Origin of the sequence: Mycobacterium pinniadriaticum, assembly GCF_026242045.1 — a bacterium.
In the GTDB taxonomy this organism is placed as follows: Bacteria; Actinomycetota; Actinomycetes; order Mycobacteriales; family Mycobacteriaceae; genus Mycobacterium; species Mycobacterium pinniadriaticum.
In genome coordinates, this window is sequence record NZ_JAPJDO010000003.1 from 16,748 (window position 1) to 31,876 (window position 15,129).

Annotated in this window: 22 protein-coding genes and 1 pseudogene; 10 read left to right on the plus strand and 13 right to left on the minus strand. The window is 66.5% G+C overall.

The features are described 5' to 3' along the window. Positions 1-136: 136 nt before the first annotated feature. The 4 genes from lpqN to ORI27_RS04250 all read left to right on the plus strand — a co-directional run bounded on the left by lpqN (position 137) and on the right by ORI27_RS04250 (position 2,234). Complete coding sequence (lpqN, locus tag ORI27_RS04235) at positions 137-769, plus strand: envelope biogenesis lipoprotein LpqN (RefSeq protein WP_266073892.1); 633 nt, start codon at positions 137-139, stop codon at positions 767-769. A 120-nt stretch (positions 770-889) separates the two neighbouring features. Next, on the plus strand, positions 890-1,138 hold the full coding sequence (locus tag ORI27_RS04240; protein ID WP_265995283.1) for a hypothetical protein: 249 nt from the start codon (positions 890-892) through the stop codon (positions 1,136-1,138). A 69-nt stretch (positions 1,139-1,207) separates the two neighbouring features. Then, entirely contained in the window at positions 1,208-1,354 is a 147-nt protein-coding gene (locus ORI27_RS04245) for a hypothetical protein (RefSeq protein WP_265995284.1), read from the plus strand. Positions 1,355-1,523: 169 nt separating this feature from the next. Beyond that, positions 1,524-2,234: a DUF1906 domain-containing protein gene (locus ORI27_RS04250; RefSeq protein ID WP_265995642.1), complete on the plus strand. Its 711-nt coding sequence runs from the start codon at positions 1,524-1,526 to the stop codon at positions 2,232-2,234. 2 nt (positions 2,235-2,236) lie between these two features. Here ORI27_RS04250 and ORI27_RS04255 read toward each other — a convergent pair whose 3' ends face one another. Continuing rightward, positions 2,237-2,383 (minus strand): hypothetical protein, encoded by a 147-nt coding sequence (locus tag ORI27_RS04255; RefSeq protein WP_265995285.1) that lies wholly within the window; start codon positions 2,381-2,383, stop codon positions 2,237-2,239. A gap of 31 nt (positions 2,384-2,414) precedes the next feature. Beyond that, the gene (locus ORI27_RS04260; protein WP_265995286.1) at positions 2,415-2,927 is read right to left on the minus strand and encodes a nitroreductase/quinone reductase family protein; all 513 of its coding nucleotides are present in this window, start codon (positions 2,925-2,927) and stop codon (positions 2,415-2,417) included. A gap of 89 nt (positions 2,928-3,016) precedes the next feature. Between ORI27_RS04260 and ORI27_RS04265 the strand changes: the two genes are divergently transcribed. Genes ORI27_RS04265 through ORI27_RS04275 form a run of 3 tightly spaced genes read left to right on the plus strand, consistent with a single transcriptional unit; the run spans position 3,017 to position 5,011 of the window. Further along, on the plus strand, positions 3,017-3,415 hold the full coding sequence (locus ORI27_RS04265; protein WP_265995287.1) for a Zn-ribbon domain-containing OB-fold protein: 399 nt from the start codon (positions 3,017-3,019) through the stop codon (positions 3,413-3,415). A gap of 34 nt (positions 3,416-3,449) precedes the next feature. Continuing rightward, on the plus strand, positions 3,450-4,661 hold the full coding sequence (locus tag ORI27_RS04270) for a thiolase family protein (RefSeq protein ID WP_265995288.1): 1,212 nt from the start codon (positions 3,450-3,452) through the stop codon (positions 4,659-4,661). Then, a complete protein-coding gene (locus ORI27_RS04275; protein WP_265995289.1) occupies positions 4,661-5,011 on the plus strand; it encodes a cupin domain-containing protein in 351 nt (116 codons plus the stop codon). Before ORI27_RS04270 ends, ORI27_RS04275 begins: the two co-directional genes overlap by 1 nt. Positions 5,012-5,016: 5 nt before the next feature. Here the strand turns inward: ORI27_RS04275 and ORI27_RS04280 are convergent, their stop codons facing one another. After that, positions 5,017-5,502 (minus strand): nuclear transport factor 2 family protein, encoded by a 486-nt coding sequence (locus ORI27_RS04280; RefSeq protein WP_265995290.1) that lies wholly within the window; start codon positions 5,500-5,502, stop codon positions 5,017-5,019. Positions 5,503-5,577: 75 nt separating this feature from the next. Between ORI27_RS04280 and ORI27_RS04285 the strand changes: the two genes are divergently transcribed. Continuing rightward, positions 5,578-6,624 (plus strand): YihY/virulence factor BrkB family protein, encoded by a 1,047-nt coding sequence (locus ORI27_RS04285; RefSeq protein ID WP_265995291.1) that lies wholly within the window; start codon positions 5,578-5,580, stop codon positions 6,622-6,624. Continuing rightward, positions 6,621-7,193, plus strand: a complete 573-nt coding sequence (locus tag ORI27_RS04290; protein WP_265995292.1) for an HD domain-containing protein — start codon at positions 6,621-6,623, stop codon at positions 7,191-7,193. Before ORI27_RS04285 ends, ORI27_RS04290 begins: the two co-directional genes overlap by 4 nt. Here the strand turns inward: ORI27_RS04290 and ORI27_RS04295 are convergent. The 4 genes from ORI27_RS04295 to ORI27_RS04310 form a co-directional block, all read right to left on the minus strand. Further along, entirely contained in the window at positions 7,190-7,423 is a 234-nt protein-coding gene (locus ORI27_RS04295) for a hypothetical protein (RefSeq protein WP_265995293.1), read from the minus strand. The genes ORI27_RS04290 and ORI27_RS04295 overlap by 4 nt on opposite strands. A gap of 53 nt (positions 7,424-7,476) precedes the next feature. Continuing rightward, a complete protein-coding gene (locus ORI27_RS04300; RefSeq protein WP_265995294.1) occupies positions 7,477-8,253 on the minus strand; it encodes a cutinase family protein in 777 nt (258 codons plus the stop codon). A 124-nt stretch (positions 8,254-8,377) separates the two neighbouring features. Further along, positions 8,378-9,301, minus strand: coding sequence for a TIGR03564 family F420-dependent LLM class oxidoreductase (locus ORI27_RS04305; protein ID WP_265995644.1), 924 nt, complete (start codon positions 9,299-9,301; stop codon positions 8,378-8,380). A 426-nt stretch (positions 9,302-9,727) separates the two neighbouring features. After that, a complete protein-coding gene (locus ORI27_RS04310) occupies positions 9,728-11,080 on the minus strand; it encodes a S1C family serine protease (RefSeq protein WP_407666213.1) in 1,353 nt (450 codons plus the stop codon). A 234-nt stretch (positions 11,081-11,314) separates the two neighbouring features. On the opposite strand from ORI27_RS04310, the gene ORI27_RS04315 reads away from it, so the two are divergent. After that, positions 11,315-11,878: an FKBP-type peptidyl-prolyl cis-trans isomerase gene (locus tag ORI27_RS04315; protein WP_265995646.1), complete on the plus strand. Its 564-nt coding sequence runs from the start codon at positions 11,315-11,317 to the stop codon at positions 11,876-11,878. Between the two features lie 6 nt (positions 11,879-11,884). On the opposite strand, the gene ORI27_RS04320 is transcribed toward ORI27_RS04315, so the two are convergent. From ORI27_RS04320 to ORI27_RS04345, 6 genes and pseudogenes are all read right to left on the minus strand, one after another. Continuing rightward, positions 11,885-12,436: a hypothetical protein gene (locus ORI27_RS04320; RefSeq protein ID WP_265995295.1), complete on the minus strand. Its 552-nt coding sequence runs from the start codon at positions 12,434-12,436 to the stop codon at positions 11,885-11,887. 90 nt (positions 12,437-12,526) lie between these two features. Further along, the gene (locus ORI27_RS04325) at positions 12,527-12,988 is read right to left on the minus strand and encodes a DUF5078 domain-containing protein (protein ID WP_265995296.1); all 462 of its coding nucleotides are present in this window, start codon (positions 12,986-12,988) and stop codon (positions 12,527-12,529) included. 126 nt (positions 12,989-13,114) lie between these two features. Further along, entirely contained in the window at positions 13,115-13,378 is a 264-nt protein-coding gene (locus tag ORI27_RS04330) for a hypothetical protein (RefSeq protein WP_265995297.1), read from the minus strand. A 102-nt stretch (positions 13,379-13,480) separates the two neighbouring features. Then, entirely contained in the window at positions 13,481-14,077 is a 597-nt protein-coding gene (locus tag ORI27_RS04335) for a hypothetical protein (protein WP_265995298.1), read from the minus strand. A 168-nt stretch (positions 14,078-14,245) separates the two neighbouring features. Then, positions 14,246-14,542 carry a hypothetical protein gene (locus ORI27_RS04340; RefSeq protein ID WP_265995299.1) on the minus strand — a complete coding sequence of 99 codons (297 nt, stop codon included), beginning with the start codon at positions 14,540-14,542 and terminating at the stop codon, positions 14,246-14,248. A gap of 82 nt (positions 14,543-14,624) precedes the next feature. Beyond that, positions 14,625-15,047, minus strand: a pseudogene (locus ORI27_RS04345) (pyridoxamine 5'-phosphate oxidase family protein). Positions 15,048-15,129 lie beyond the last annotated feature (82 nt).

Below are 15,129 nucleotides of genomic sequence, written 5' to 3' on the forward strand. Positions count from 1 at the left end.
GGTGTACTGTTACGGCGCTGTCGTTCGTCTGGTGATGGTACCAACCCATGTTGACCAGGAAGGGGAAGGCGACCCGATGAAGAACGTGATGGTGGTGGCTGCCGCGAGTGTGACCGTTGTTGGGTTGAGCTTCGCGTTGGCCGGCTGTGGATCGAAGAGTGGGAGCGAGGCTTCGTCGGCGAGTTCGTCATCGGTCAGTTCGTCGGCGTCGGTGACGTCCTCATCGGCCGCGCCCGCGGCGGCCGGGATGACGATCAATGACTACATCACGAAGAACAACATCGCCGAGACGCCGATCAAACCCGATGAGCCCGGCACCCCGAACTTTGATTTCCCGTTCCCCCCGGGTTGGAGCCCGGCCGGGGACAAGACCCCGGAGTGGGCGTACGGGGCGATCGTGTACGACAAGCCGGCTGATCCCAGTGACCCGCCGACGATGTACGCCATCGCTGTGAAGCTGACCGGTGACGTTGATCCGGCCACGGTGTTGGAGTTGGCGCCGAGCCAATTGCAGGGTCTGCCGGAGTTCTCCCCCATCGGTGAGCCGAACAAGAGCTCACTGTCGGGCTTCGACGCCGTGCAATACGCCGGCACGTACATGAACGACGGTAAGAAGCGCGTCGTCGCTCAGAAAACCGTGGTAATTCCGGGCAAGGATGCGTTGTTCGCCCTGCAGCTCAATGCTGACGCTCTTGATGGCCAACAGGACGTGATTCTGGATGCGGCCAAGGTGATCGACGAGCAGACGAAGATCACCGCACCGGCCTAGTCGGCTGGTCAGTTGTTTTGAATCCCAGGTAGGCCCTGCTTCGCGACGGAGACCCACAACATGAAAAGCCGAATCACGGTTCCAGGTTTTGTGCTCGCATCGGTTTGCGGTGCAGCACTGATGTTCTCGCCTTTGGTGGCCACGCCAGTGGCGCATGCGGCCTGCAATGCCGGACAGGTCGCCGACCCCCGTACCGGCGTGTGTTGGTCGCAGGCCCAGAGCACGTTGGGGATCAGCGGTACCGGCGGCATCTGCTTGCCGGGCCGGCTGGGCCTGTGCATGGCGGCCCTGCAGAATTCCACGATCCCGGGTGCCAACCTGGCCGTACCCGCGCCACCAGCCGGGCCGGCGCCCAGTTCTTGGCCGTGACAACCACCGCCGAACCTCGATCACCACACCTGGCGGCGCTGAGGGGACACGTCGAGACACGATGACCTCGTGATTCGAAGCGTCGGCCGGGCCGGGCCAATCAAGGTCGCCGCGCGAGTGCTGTGGCAGCTCAAGTACAACCTGCTGGCCGTGCTGGTGGTTGCCCTGATCTTGATCCCCATTCCCGACACCCCCGAGCTCCTTCGGCGGCCGTAGGGTAACGATCCAAACTCAGACCGGACACGGCCGGCGTTGGGTACGCCGTCGACCACAGGAACATCGTTAACATCGCGCGGTGCACGATTGGCTTTCCGCTGCCGGTGTCCGGCGGTCACGTGCGGTCACTCGCCGTGACGCGCTGCGCTACGCCACGGCGTTGGCCGGGATGGGTGCGGTGTCACTGGGGCCTGGCATGCCTTCGGCGGCGGCCGCGGCCCCCACATTGATCGACTTCGCCGCCAAACAGATTCCCGCACAGTACATCCGCGCCGCCGGCCACTCCGGGGTGGTCAATTACGTCTCGCTGTCGCGGCCCGGCTCGTCGTTCGGGGCCAAACCCATCACCCGGCCCTACGCCGAGTCACTGACCGCGGCGGGCCTGGTCATCGTGAGCAACTACCAGTACGGCAAGCCGGGAGGGACGGCGCCGTCGGATTTCACCCGAGGCTACGCCGGCGGTATCGCCGACGCGCGCACCGCCTGGCAACTGCACAGGGCGGCTGGAGGCGGCCAGAGCGCCCCGATCTTTTTCACGATCGACGAGGACATCAACCGCGACACATGGAACCGCGTCGCGCTGCAGTGGTTTCGCGGAATCAACTCGGTGCTCGGTGTCCAGCGCACCGGCGTCTACGGCGGCCTCGACGTGTGCGAGTGGGCTGCTGCCGACGGTGTGATCGGAAGGTCGAGCACACCCGGTCGCTGGTGGGCGTGGCAAACCAAAGCCTGGTCCGGTAATCGGGTCCACCCCGGTGCCGTGCTCTACCAGCGCGTGGTGAGCACCGCGTCGAATCCGGGCCCGCGAGTCGGCGGGCTCGAAGTCGACGTCAACGACGCCCTGGCCGCCGATGTGGGCCAGTGGAATCTACATCCGTGAGGTCACGCCGCCGCGGCGTCCTCGTCGATGACGCACGACGGGCAGTCGGGGTTGTCGATGTCGAAACGCCCGCAGTTCGGGCAGATGAACGGAATCAAGAGCTTTCCTTCCGCTAGCGATCCGACGTCGACGTACCGCGACGCTGGCACATTGTTACCCCGCGCCGTGCCGCTCGAAACTTCACGGCAGGTCAGGCAGGAACTCCACCCGGAAAATCGGATAGTCCTGAGCACATGACTCGAAGTCATTGGCCGGCTGGGTGTGCTGCACGGGTATGTGTGGTCGGGCACCGGGCACCTGTTGTACGTACGCCTTGAGCAGTGGTGCGCTCGACTCACCGGGGATCTCGGTCAGGTGTACCCGCCGTCGGCCGCGATGGTCGATGACGGCGTATCCGTCGTTGGCGCGGACGTTGCGTACCCAGTTGCAGGTGTTGCCGAGCATGGATCCGAGATACGCCTGGCCGTCGACCATGGCCATGCCGAGCGGAAATCGGGTGGCCTTGCCGCTCTTGCGGCCCGGCACCTCGAGGGTCACCCAGCGGCTGCCAGGTCCCAAGCCTCTGCTGAACACCCACCCCCACAGTCGCGCGAACCGCCGCGCGGTGGAATTTCCCTTGGCACCGGAATACATACTGCGGAGCGCCTCGTCGCGCCATTCCCGGATCGACCGACCGATCTCCGGCATCTTCATCGGCACTCCTGTGGCTCATATCGGGCCCCGCTCTTTTGTCACCGGTGACCACTCGCTAGCGTCAGTTAGACATACGAACGGAGGGTCAGATGCCCGAGCGGATACCGATGGTGGACTATCTGGTGCTCGACGACGGTGAACCCCACCTCGTCGCCCATGAATGCACGGCATGCGGTGCTCGGTTCTTCGACCGGCGTAACGCCTGCGCGAGCTGCTTCGGTACCGATTTCAAGACAGTACCGGTGCCCACCGAAGGCACTGTGCGCACGTTCACCATCGTCACCTTCGCCGCGCCTGGCGTGCCGGTCCCGTTCGTCGCGTCCGTCATCGACTGCGACGACACCCAGGTACGGGCCAACCTCGTCAACGTGGCGCCCGATCCCGAACACGTTCACGACGGCATGAAGGTGCGTCTGGCCACGTACACGCTCGGAGAAGACACAGAGGGAACCGAGGCGATCGGTTTCGGCTTCGAGCCCGTCGCGTGACCCCCCACCGAACCGACCCTGCCAAGGAGATGCGATGAGCGCCAGTGATGAGATCTGGATCCTCGGTATCCGGATGACCAAATTCGGCAAACACGCCGACAAGGACACCGTCGATCTGGCGTCGGAAGCGGCGATGGCCGCACTCGCCGACGCCGGCCTGACCATGGCCGACATCGGGGTGTTGGCAGCCGGGAATCTCATGAACGCCAGCGCCGGTATCGGCCAGCAGCTGCAGAAACAGATCGGCCAGACCGGCATCCCGGTGTACAACGTGGCCAATGCCTGCGCCACCGGGGCCACCGCGCTGCGGACGGCCATCATGGCGGTCAAAGCCGGCGAGGTGCGCTACGGCATGGCGGTCGGCGTGGAAAAGCTCTCCGGCGCCGGCCTTCTCGGTGCCGGCGGACGCAGGAAGGACGACGCTGACGTCTGGTCCCCGTCGGGCCGCTTCGGCGCCGTCGCCCCGATCGACGGGCGCATCGGCACCGAGTCCATGCCCGGCGTCTTCGCGCAGATCGGCACGGAGTACGGCCACAAGTACGGCGGTACCAGTTTCGAACTCTTCGCCAAGATCAGCGAAAAGAACCACGCCCATTCGACACTGAACCCGCTGGCCGCCTACCAGAAGCGATTCACACTCGAGCAGATCATGAACGACGTGATGATCGCCTACCCCAACACCCGCCCGATGTGCTCGGCCAACTGCGACGGCGCTGCCGCGGCGATCGTGTGCAACGGCGAAACGCTGAAATCGCTGTCGCTGGAGCAACGTCGGCGCGCGGTCAAGGTGTCGGCCTCGGTCCTGACGACCGATCCCTACGAACCGGGCTGCCAGGTCCTGCCGAACGTCAACACATTGACCCGCAACGCCGCGGCCACCGCCTACGAGCAGGCCGGCGTGGGACCCGCCGACCTCGACCTGGTCGAGCTCCACGACTGCTTCGCGACGGCTGAGTTGGTTCACTACGACAACCTCATGCTGTGCGAACAGGGCGCCGCCGCCGACTTCTTCAACTCCGGTGCCACCTGGCGTGATGGGTCGACGCCGGTCAACGTCTCCGGCGGTTTGCAGTCCAAGGGGCACCCCATCGCCGCGACCGGCATCGCCAACATCTGGGAAATCTGTCATCACCTTCGCGGTGAGGCCGGTGATCGCCAGATCGCCGACGCCAAGGTGGGTTTGGCGCACGTGATCGGTCTGGGATCAGCCTGTGGTGTCCACATTTTGGAGAAGTCCGCGGCCTGATGCCAGACCAAGAACTCGCCCACTACGGTGGCGGTGTGGCTGCCGTCGACGTCGTCATGACGACGGCCGAGCTGCGCGTGAGCCGCTTCACCCTGGCGCCGCACGGGGTACTCCCCTGGCACCTGCATACTCAGATCACGGACTATTTCGTCGGCATCACCGGCAGTGTCCAGGTCGAGACCCGTGAACCGGTCGAGCGGATCGACCTTGCCCCCGGCGTCGAGTTCCGGGTTCCGCCACGGCGGCCCCATGTCGTACGCAACACCGGGGACGCGTTGGCCACCTACCTCATCGTTCAGGGAGTCGGCCCCTACGACCGTATTCCCGCGCCGCCCCCCGGCGAGGAGTGAGCTGCCTATACCGGCCCGTCCGGAAAGTCATGCCAGCGGCTGATTTTCCAGACCCCGTTCTGTTTGACGAACCATCCCTCGTAGTTGAGTGCCGCGACGGCCGCGAACGCCGTTCCGTTCGCGGTATTGGTCAGCAGCCCGACCACGCTGGCTCGCGCCGTCGTCTGCGTTTGTTCGAGGAACACCATGTTCGACATCAGGTGGCGTCGCTGATTGCCGCTTGTCCTGAAGGCGGACATCCGATCTCGGGAGAAATTGCGGAAGTCCGCGCCGCGCAGCTCCACTGGCTCCAATCCGGGAACACCGGCTACGAAAACCGCCTCGTCAGTGAACAATTCGAACCACTCGTCCGCCAGATAGTTGTCGTAGGCCAACGCATAGGTATCGACGAGATTCTTGATGGCCAGCCGATCGCGACAGTCGAAATCCGTGCGGCCGGCCGCGCCGTCGGCTGAAAAGGTCCGCAGCGGTTCGGCGTGTTCGTGAACCATCAAGATCACCTTATCCAACTCCCGGCATCGCGCGCCGGGTTCGAATGTCCCTCGGTTTGTCCCTACGCTTTGGCTATGGCCCGATTGAGCCAGAAGTCGACAGTGTGGTCCAGCCTGAGCGAACGGGCGTCGTCGGTGAGCTCGGCGGCACAGCGCCGCGGCGCCGCGCTGCTGGACCGGGCACCGGCGCCGGTGCAGAAGACCTGGCGTTTACTCGAGGGCACCGTACGAGAGTCGATCGAGGACCGCGTGCCCGGCTTGGCCGCCGAGGCCGCCCTGTTCACCTTGATCTCACTGCCGGCGCTATTGCTGGCCATTGTCGGCTCGCTGGGGTTCATCGCGGGAGTTCTTGGTCCCGCCGGCAACAGGGAGTTGCGCCGGGTGCTCGACCTGCCCGAGTCCTTCCTGTCCGAGCGGACGTTCGCCACCTACCAGCACGTCGTCGACACGGTGCTCGCTCAGCAGCGCGGGGACGTGGTGTCGCTGGGCATCCTGCTCAGCGTCTGGGGCGGCTCCCGCGCGGTGAATCGGTACCTCGAGACGATCACCCTCGCCTATGACCTTGCGCCCCGACCGGCGTGGAAGCGCCGGCTCTTGGCGCTGGGCCTGACCATCGGGGCGATGTTCGGCGTCGTGGCGATCTTGCCGCCGCTGGTGCTGGGGCCACGGCTGGTGCTGTGGGCGGCGCCGGCATCGCTCGCCGACCCGACGTTGCACATTCTGCACCTGCTGTTCTGGCCGGTGGTTGTTCTTCTCGTCCTCGCCGCTGTGGCAACCCTCTATCACGTTGGTGTCCCGTGGCACACGCCGTGGCGCCGTGACCTGCCCGGGGCGGCCCTTGCAATGGTGTTGTGGTTGTTGGCCTCGGCGGGGTTGCGCGCCTACATCACCTTCACCGTGCAGAAGGGTGCGGTGTACGGCCAGCTGGCCGTCCCGATCGCGGTAGTCCTGTGGACGTACATCACCGCGCTCGCGGTCCTGCTCGGCGCGGAATTCAACTCCGAGATCGAACGACTGTGGCCGCACGAGGAATATCCCTGGCGGCTGCCGCGTCTGACACGCGGCCGAAACAACCCGCGGCTACGGTCTGTGCAGGACGGTGACGAGAGGAGTCGACGATGAGCGGGCAAACCCGGGGCACCTACCGCACGATGGCCGAGGGCACCGCGGAGGACTACGCGCTCATCGATCGCGCGGAAGCGGCGAACAACGCCGGACTGGTCCCCCGCGTCCTCAAGCTGGTCGAGGCGCTCGCCGACGGGCGGCAGGCATATCCGGTCACTCGCCTGGAGCACTCACTGCAGTCGGCGACCCGGGCCTTCGACGACGGCCGTCCCGTCGAGTATGTCGTCGCCGCGCTTCTGCACGACATCGGTGACACCTACGCGCCCCATGCACACGGCGCATTTGCGGCGGCGGTGATCGCACCGTACGTGTCGGAGAAGACGGCCTGGATCCTCAAGGTGCACCCCGAATTTCAGCAGTATTACTACGCCCCGCACATGGGTGGCGTCCGGGATGCCCGGGAGAGGCACCGCGGCCACCCCTGGTTCGACGATGCCGTGGAGTTCTGCGAGAAGTACGACCAGAACTGCTTCGATACGGAATTCGAGAGCCGGCCGCTGGAGTTCTTTCGCCCGATGGTCGAGGACGTGTTTGCCCGCGAGCCGTGGGCATTCACCGGCAGCTAGACCTGGCCCAGGGGTCGGCAGGTGTTCGACACCGGATTCCAGTACTGGCCTTCCGGGCAGTTCAGTGCCACCACCGGCGGCCGGCAGACATTGGCGACGGGATCCCACCATTCACCGTTTCGGCAGTCCAGCGGTACCGCCGAACCCAGAGCGGGGGCCATCAGCGACAGGGCCGCGATTGGCGCAAGCGCGGCCGTCACGATTGTCGAACGACGAATGAGCTTCACCATGGCCTCATCCTGCCCCATTCCGGGGCGTACCGAGACGCGTCGCTGAAGGTATGTCAGTTACCCGGCCCGACAGTGGCCGCGGCCTGCACCACGGTTGCCGCCGGAGCGGGTTCACCCAGCTTGCTCACCACGAAGTCGGCGGCCTGATCGGCCATGCCGTTGGTCTTGTACGAGCTGTGAGCGGAGCGATCCAGGCCGCCGGGGTAGCACACCGGGTCCCCCGTGGCGCACAGCTGGATGGTCTTGCCGGCGTACAGATCGCCGATGGTGATCGGCGGTGCGCTGCGGTCCGCCAGTCCCAGGAACCAGGCGTCGGGTGTACCGAAGAGGGCGACCGCCGCGACGTGGGATGCGACCGAGGCGGGCATCGGCCGGGAGATGCTGGCGGGCAGCGTGATTCCGGCCGGCACGGTGCTGGAGGTGGTGTAGCCGGCCACCGCGGCTCCCTGCGAGTATCCGCCGAGCACGATCTCGGTCGCCGGGCATTGCGCGGCGACCGACTCAATCCTGTTGGCGGCGTCGGCAATCCCGTCGACGGCTTGTCCGAAGTTCAGCGAGGCCGGATAGTTCACTCCGTAGGCCTCAACTGCCTTGCCCGGCAGCCTGGCGTTCAGCGCGTCCACAAAGGCCTGCCCGGTGGCGCCCACACCGGGTGCCTCGAAGGTGCCGCGGGCGAAGACGACCTCGACTGCGGCGCAGGAGTCATCGGCCGCGTTGGCGGTCGCCGCGGGGCCGGCCAGCAGGGTGCCGACGACGGAGAGTGACGCGAAGGCCCCGACGAAGGCCGCGTGCTTGGCCTTGGCGGGGCGGGTCAACGGTGCTGTGCTCATGTGAGCTACAAGGCGGTATCCCCTACCTGCGATTCCATCAATGCCGAGTGATGTATCTCACCGGGGCGCAGGCTCCGTGCGGGGATGGTTACCTGGGCCGCAAAGCGTTTGATGTGGTCGGTGTTTACGAGTCGTAGGCCCGAAGTAATGCCCGGGTGCGGGCCCGGCCCTCCGGTGAGGGGTCGAACGTCGCCGCGACGTACTCGTCCACGCCTGCCGCGCTCAGTTCGTCGAGCCGGGCCCGGACGGTGTCCTCATCGCCGATGATGGCGGCGTCCTGCGGACCGGCATAGCCCTCGCGATCGAGCATCGCGCGGTACGACGGCAGCTGGCCGTAGATCGCGAACTGTTCGGCCGCCTGCTTGCGGGCGGTGTCGACGTCGTCGGTGACGCTGATCGGCAACGAGGCGGCGACGTGCACCGCGCCCGCGCGCCCGGCGTCGGCGGCCGCCTGGCGCAGCGCCGGGCCGACGTGCTCGGCCAGTGTCTTGGGCCCGGTCATCCACGTGCAGGTGCCCGACGTGCGCCGGCCGGCGATCTTCAGCATCTGCGGGCCCAGCGCCGCGATATAGACCTCGGGCGCAGGCGCGCCCGCGATCATCAGCGCCCCGCGGGTGGTCACCGTCTCCCCCACCGCGTCGGCGGGTTCGCCGGCCAATAGTGGCAGCAGCCCGTCGAGGTATTCGTTGAGCCTGCGGACCGGCTTATCCCACGGGATACCCCACATCCCCTCGGTGACCGCCTGATGGGTCATGCCCAGGCCGAGGGTGAAGCGCCCGCCGGAGGCCAGGCTCACCGTGAGGGCGCGCTGGGCCATCAGCATCGGATGCACATTCTGGATGGGCACCACGCCGCTGGCCACCTCGATCGTGTCGACCTCATGTAACGCGACCGCCAGAACGGTGAGAAGATCTGGCTCATAAGGCAATTGGCTCATCCAGACCCGCGTGAAACCCTCGTCCCGCAGCATCGCCAGGTTGGCGATGGTCGCGTCGATCGGCGATTCGATCCCCGGTCCGCTGAGTTGCCCGAACATGCTCACCCGCATAACCCCAGCATGCATCGTGCCGGGTGATTCGTTGCGATTTTCGCGCAGCGGGCTCAGCGGGCGGTTGCACACACACCCCCCGGCGAAACCGCGCCAGGGTTTGAGCAGTCTGTCCTGGGTGGCCGCCAGGAACCCGGAACGCGCCCGGATGTGTTCGATGAACAGCAGGCGCCCACCCGGGCACAGGACGCGCGCGATCTCGCGCAGCGCTCGTTCACCACGGTGTCCACCGATGCGTCGGCGAACGGTAGCCGTTCGGCGGGAGCGTCCACGATTCGCGCCCACAACCTCCGCCGCCGCACCTGTTCACGATCGCACTCCCTATCGCTGAAGACAGACGGCAGCTACCGGACTGTAGCCACCGTCTGTCTCAGCCGGGATCGCTCTTGAATTGACTTGTGCGCCAGATCCTTTTCTGACTTGGCGTCAGGACTGCATCGTCCCGAGGGTCACCTGGGCGGTATGGGAACCACCCGAGGGATCCTGGTAGGTCAGGGTGACGCTGTCACCCGGCGCCTTGGAGTGAATCGCGGCGACCAGAGACTCCGGGCCGTCGATCACCAAGCTGTCGACCTTGGTGATCACCGCACCCTTGGGCAAGCCGGCCGTTGCCGCCGGGCTGCCGTCGGCGACACCCGCGACCATCGCGCCCCCGGCGCTGTCGTCTGGGCTGAGCTGGACGCCGAGCGCGGCGTGCTGCACGGTTCCGGTCGAGACCAGCTCGTCGGCAATGCGTTTGGCCTGATCGACCGGGATGGCGAAACCGAGGCCGATCGAACCGGCTTGGGCCCCCGGCGAATCCTGGCCGCCGCCCAACGACGCGATCGCCGAATTCACACCGATCAGATCGCCGTTCATGTCCACCAACGCCCCGCCGGAGTTACCGGGGTTGATCGCCGCGTCGGTCTGGATGGCGCTCATCACCGAATGCTGACCGGTCTGCTCGTCACCGGTCGCGACCGGGCGGTCGAGCGCGCTGATGATGCCCGTTGTCACGGTGCCCTGCAGGCCCAACGGCGATCCGACGGCCACGACGTCCTGCCCCACCTTCAAGTCCTTGGACGAGCCGATGGTGATCGGGGTCAGGCCCGACACGTTCTGTGCCCGCACCACCGCGATGTCGTCGGCGGGGTCGGTGCCCACGACGGTGAACGGCACGGTGCGGCCGTCGGCGAAGGTCACGGTGGCCTCGAGACCGCCGCCGGCCTGCGCGGCAGCGGCCACGACATGGTTGTTGGTCAGAATCAACCCGTCGGAGCTCAGGACGATCCCGGATCCCTCTTCACGCTGCTGGCCGCTGCTGGTCTGCAGCTTCACCACGCTGGGCAACACCTTGGCCGACACCTGCTCGACGGAACCTGCGGGCACCTGGCCAGCCGGATCGCTGGCGATCGCCCCGGCCTTCGGTGCGGGCAGGCCGGCGGCAACGGGCGTGGGCGTCGTAACCGCGGGCGTCGGGGCCGCGGAATGGTCGACCACGGCGACAGCTGTCGCGGCGCCGGCCGCCATGGCCACCACGGCCGTGCCGGCCACCAACACGCCGACTCGCGTCTTCTTTCGCGACAGTGGCTTTTGCTGTGATGCAGGCCGCCCGAATTGATTGGGCATTCCCGGGTGAGCTCCGTACGCCGGCGGATACATCCGAGTTGTCGTGGCAGAGTCGTAGCGTTGTTCATACCGACCGTGGCTCCACTGATTCGAGTTAGTGTGATCCACAGCATCTTTCGATTGCCACTGGTAGTGGTTCTCCTGTGGTGAATTCCCTGACCGGTAGCTCATCGCGTTCGACTTCTCTTTCTCGTCACAATGCAGGTGCGCGCCGCTCGGCGCCTGCAAGCAGCTTTCCTGCGATGACTGAAGCTTTGCTGAGAATCAGTTCAACGGCACCCAAGACTTTATTAACGGATCAATAACGGCCACCGGTAACCCAGTTCCGGCCAACGCGGCTGTAGCGTGGCCAGCGTGAATTCCTCCCGTCTGCCCTCCGCCGTCGCGCTTGCCGCGTCGATTGCGATGACGCTGGCCGCGTGCGGCTCCACCACCAGCACCCCGTCGGCCAGCACGTCGTCGACCGCTCCAGCGGTCGCGTCCTCGGTCACCCAGGCGGCCGGTCCGGACAGCACGTGCCCGACGACACCGCCCGCCGACCCGGGATCGCCGCAGTGGACACTGCCCGGCGCCACCGGCAGCGTCGCCGTCACCGGCTCCACCGATACCGCCGCACCGGTGGTCACGGTGACGGCGCCGTTTACCGTGGACGCGACCCAGGTGCACACGCTGCAGGCGGGTACCGGACCGGTCGTCGCCCCGACGGCCACGGTCTCGGTCTGCTACATGGGCGTCAACGGACGCGACGGGACGGTGTTCGACAGCAGTTACCAACGCGGCGAACCGGCCGAGTTCCCGCTCGACGGGGTCGTGCCGGGCTTCCAGAAGGCCATCGCGGGCCAGACGGTGGGGTCCACCGTCGCCGTCGCCATGGTCTCCGCCGACGGCTACCCCGACGGTCAGCCCCGAGCGGGCATCCTCCCCGGCGACACCCTGGTCTTCGCGATCAAGATTCTCGGCGCCTCCTAGCGGAGGTCACGGTAGGCAGGTCGGCTGAAGACCGTTGACCAGCGCATAGATAGCGTCCTTTTTCTGGTCGGCGTAGTCGATGGCGGTCCACGTCGACGGTTGCGGCCAGGCGAGGGACACCGTCGGCCCGTAATCCCCGATGCCGAACCCGGATCCGTAGCCACCGGAAATCTGGAACAGCGCCTCCACCGCGTCTCGCATATCGTCACTGGCTCGGCGCAGAGCGACCAACGCGGGCGCGAGCCCGGGCACGATGTCGGGTCCGTTGACGTCTTCCATGTAGTGGACGCCGTGGCTGACCATGGCGAGCTTCACCTCGGCGTCGCGCTTCTGTGTGGCACCGCTCGCGTAGGGCGAGCTGATGACGATCCGCACACCGCCGATACCCGCGTTGATGTCGTCGTCGAGGCTCTCGCGAACCTGGTCGAGAACCCCGCAGGGCACCCGCACCGGATCGGCGCCCGCCGTCGGTGCCTGGCTCAGGGTGGCGCCCGCACACGCGACGGCGATGGCGATCATCGTATGGGCGCGAGGGCGCGGCAGTTGAGTTTGCTTCATCGTCCACCTACGTATCCGAGCATCGATGTGATGCCCGTATATAGGTGGGATTGGGGGCTGCGTTACTCCCGTCCGGGAATTAGCCGGGAGCTACACCCAGTTCCACACCGACATGTCGCCGGGCGGGTAGTTCATGCAGACGTCGGTGGCCTTGGCGACCACGCCCTTGTTGTTGAAGAACAGCTTGGCCCAGTTGCCCCAGCGGGTCGCGACGAACTCGTAGTAGACGTTGGTCGCGGTGTTCTCCGAGTACTGGCGGCGGGCCGCTGCGTCGAGCGAGAAGAACCAGTGAATGCGGTCGAAGGCGAGCTGCTGGACATCGCCCGGCCGATTGCTGCGGTCGATCATGTACCGCTCGAAGTACACCGGGCTGGTGTCGCGCGCCGCGGCCATGTACTGCTCGACATCGCACTGGGTGATGATGATCCGGTGCGGGATCGGGTAGTCGTCCGTGGCGTCGGCATTCGCCGGGCCGGCCGAGACGACCCCGGCAACTGCCATCGCGCTGAGCGCAAGTCCCGCCAACTTCGCGCGACTCTTCAAACCAGCCATCGTTCTCCAACCCCAATCGCTAAAACCTTAAGCGGACTAACTATATAGCGGTCCACTGCGCAGTATCCACCCTAGGTCCGCGCTGGACGGCGTTTGTGACGAGTGAGACTCGCTGCCAGGAACCGCTCAGCCGCCGTTGGTCACCGGGTTGGATGACAGCGGCATGAAGGCGCCGTTGAGCCACACGCCCCAGCGACCGCCCCACATGTGGGTCCACACGACAGGCTGGCCGTTCCAGACCTCAGCGGGCTTGCCGGGCGCCCAGGCCGGCACCGGGTCGCCGACGTTTTGGTCCGGCGGCGGCGGGTCGGCACTGGCCGGCGCGATGCCGATGGTGAGCCCAACCGCGAGCGCGCCGACAGCGGTCAGGGCGGTTTTGATCAAGGTCATGAGCACGACTCCAGCGGTCCGATGTCACCGACGATACTTAGCAAATATAACCAGCAGGTGGTGCGGATAATCCCCTACCCCGCAATCCGGTGAGTCGCGGAGCTACGGCGTCGGCGCGGGTGTGGCAGTAATCGGTGCCGGTTGGCCCGGCGTGTCGTATTCGTAGCCCGGTGGCGGCGGCCCGCTCAGGGAGTAGTAACCGGGCGGCAGGGCAGGGGTCCCTGGCGGCGGCGGTTTACCGGGGCCGTACTCGCTGGGGGGCGCCTCTGAGCCGGGTGCGGTGTATGACTTGAACCCGGGCGGCAGCGGCGGCGGGGCGCCTGATCCGGGCGGCGGCGCGACTGAGCCGCCGGCATAGGCCTCGTCCTGGGGGCCGTAATACGGGTCCTTGACCTGATGCCACATATCTTTGAGCGAGCCGAGGACGCCGGGAGTGTTCTGTGAGCCGTAGGTCGGGTTGGCGATCTCGGGCACCGAGGGTGTCACGTTGGGCGGTGGTGGTGGCGGAGCGGCCGGATCCACCGGCATTGCCACCGGCTGACCCGGTGGGACCGCTGCGGGATCCGACGGGACCGGAATCGGCGTCGGCGTCATGGGGTCGGCCGTTGCGATGCCGGCACCGGCGAATGCGGCGCCGAGGGTCAAACCCGCGATGAGGACGGCGCGGACGAATGGCGCGGTGCGGTGCCCATCAGTCATGTATCCGGCAGTCCTCTCGGTTCCCCATGCGTAGGGGCATCGTCGCACACATCGGCCGTCGGTGTGCCAGGGCGAACCCCGGTACTCCCTTCCTATCGCCGGCGCCACGTCCGCCGTTTCAAGCGTTCCCCCTGGTGCCCGACGCATCGGCGGGCACCAGGGCACTGATCAGACCGTGTTGGTTTCCGGGTTGCTTTCGGTAATGCCGGTGGCCGAGCCCTTGAGGTGGCGGGTGAGGAAGCCGATCGACGTGATCGCCGCGACGACACCGATCACCCCCCACAGGACAATGGGGAACACCAGCGCGCCGAAGACGAAGTCGTAGGTCACCGCCAGGTAGAGCGACCAGATCACCCGGTAGACCGACCAGAACGCCAACAACCCGGTGCTGATGCCGATCGCCAGGCTGTACTGACGGTCGACGCGGTCGATCTGCTGCGCGATGTTCGTCGGCACGATCTTCATTGGTTCTTCCTCTCGTTACCCGCGGCCGGTGTGGCGGCGTTGGGGGCAAGTCAAGGACGCGCGGTCGGCTACCGATCCCAACTCATTCGGAGAAATCGGCGGTGAACCATCGATCCGGATGGATGGTGAACAGCACGGTGTCCTGCTCGTCCAGCGAGCGGGCAAACGCGCGGCCGGCCTCATCGCCGAGATACCGCACGGCGATGGCTTCCCGGATCTCCAGCGGGGTGGGTGCGGTGACGGCGACCACGGAACCTTCCGCCACGACGTACCGGTACGGCGGCTCCTCGTGTTGCACCACCAGCGTCACCGCCCCGGCATGCTTGATCAGCCGGGCCTTCCGCCGTGAGGCGCCGATGGTGATCCGGATGTTGCCGCCCGGCGCGTAGTCCTACCAGATCGGAACACTGGCCGGAGGCCGGCTGTCGGCCGCGACAGACAGTACGGCCACATGTTTGGCGGCCAGGAACTCCTGGCGCTCGGCGTCGGTCAGTTCTCTGGGCATATAGCGCCAAACCCGTGCCCGCGCCGGGCTATTCCGGTCGACGCGCCGTCGCCGGTTTCGTCGGGATGGTTCGGTAGGGTCT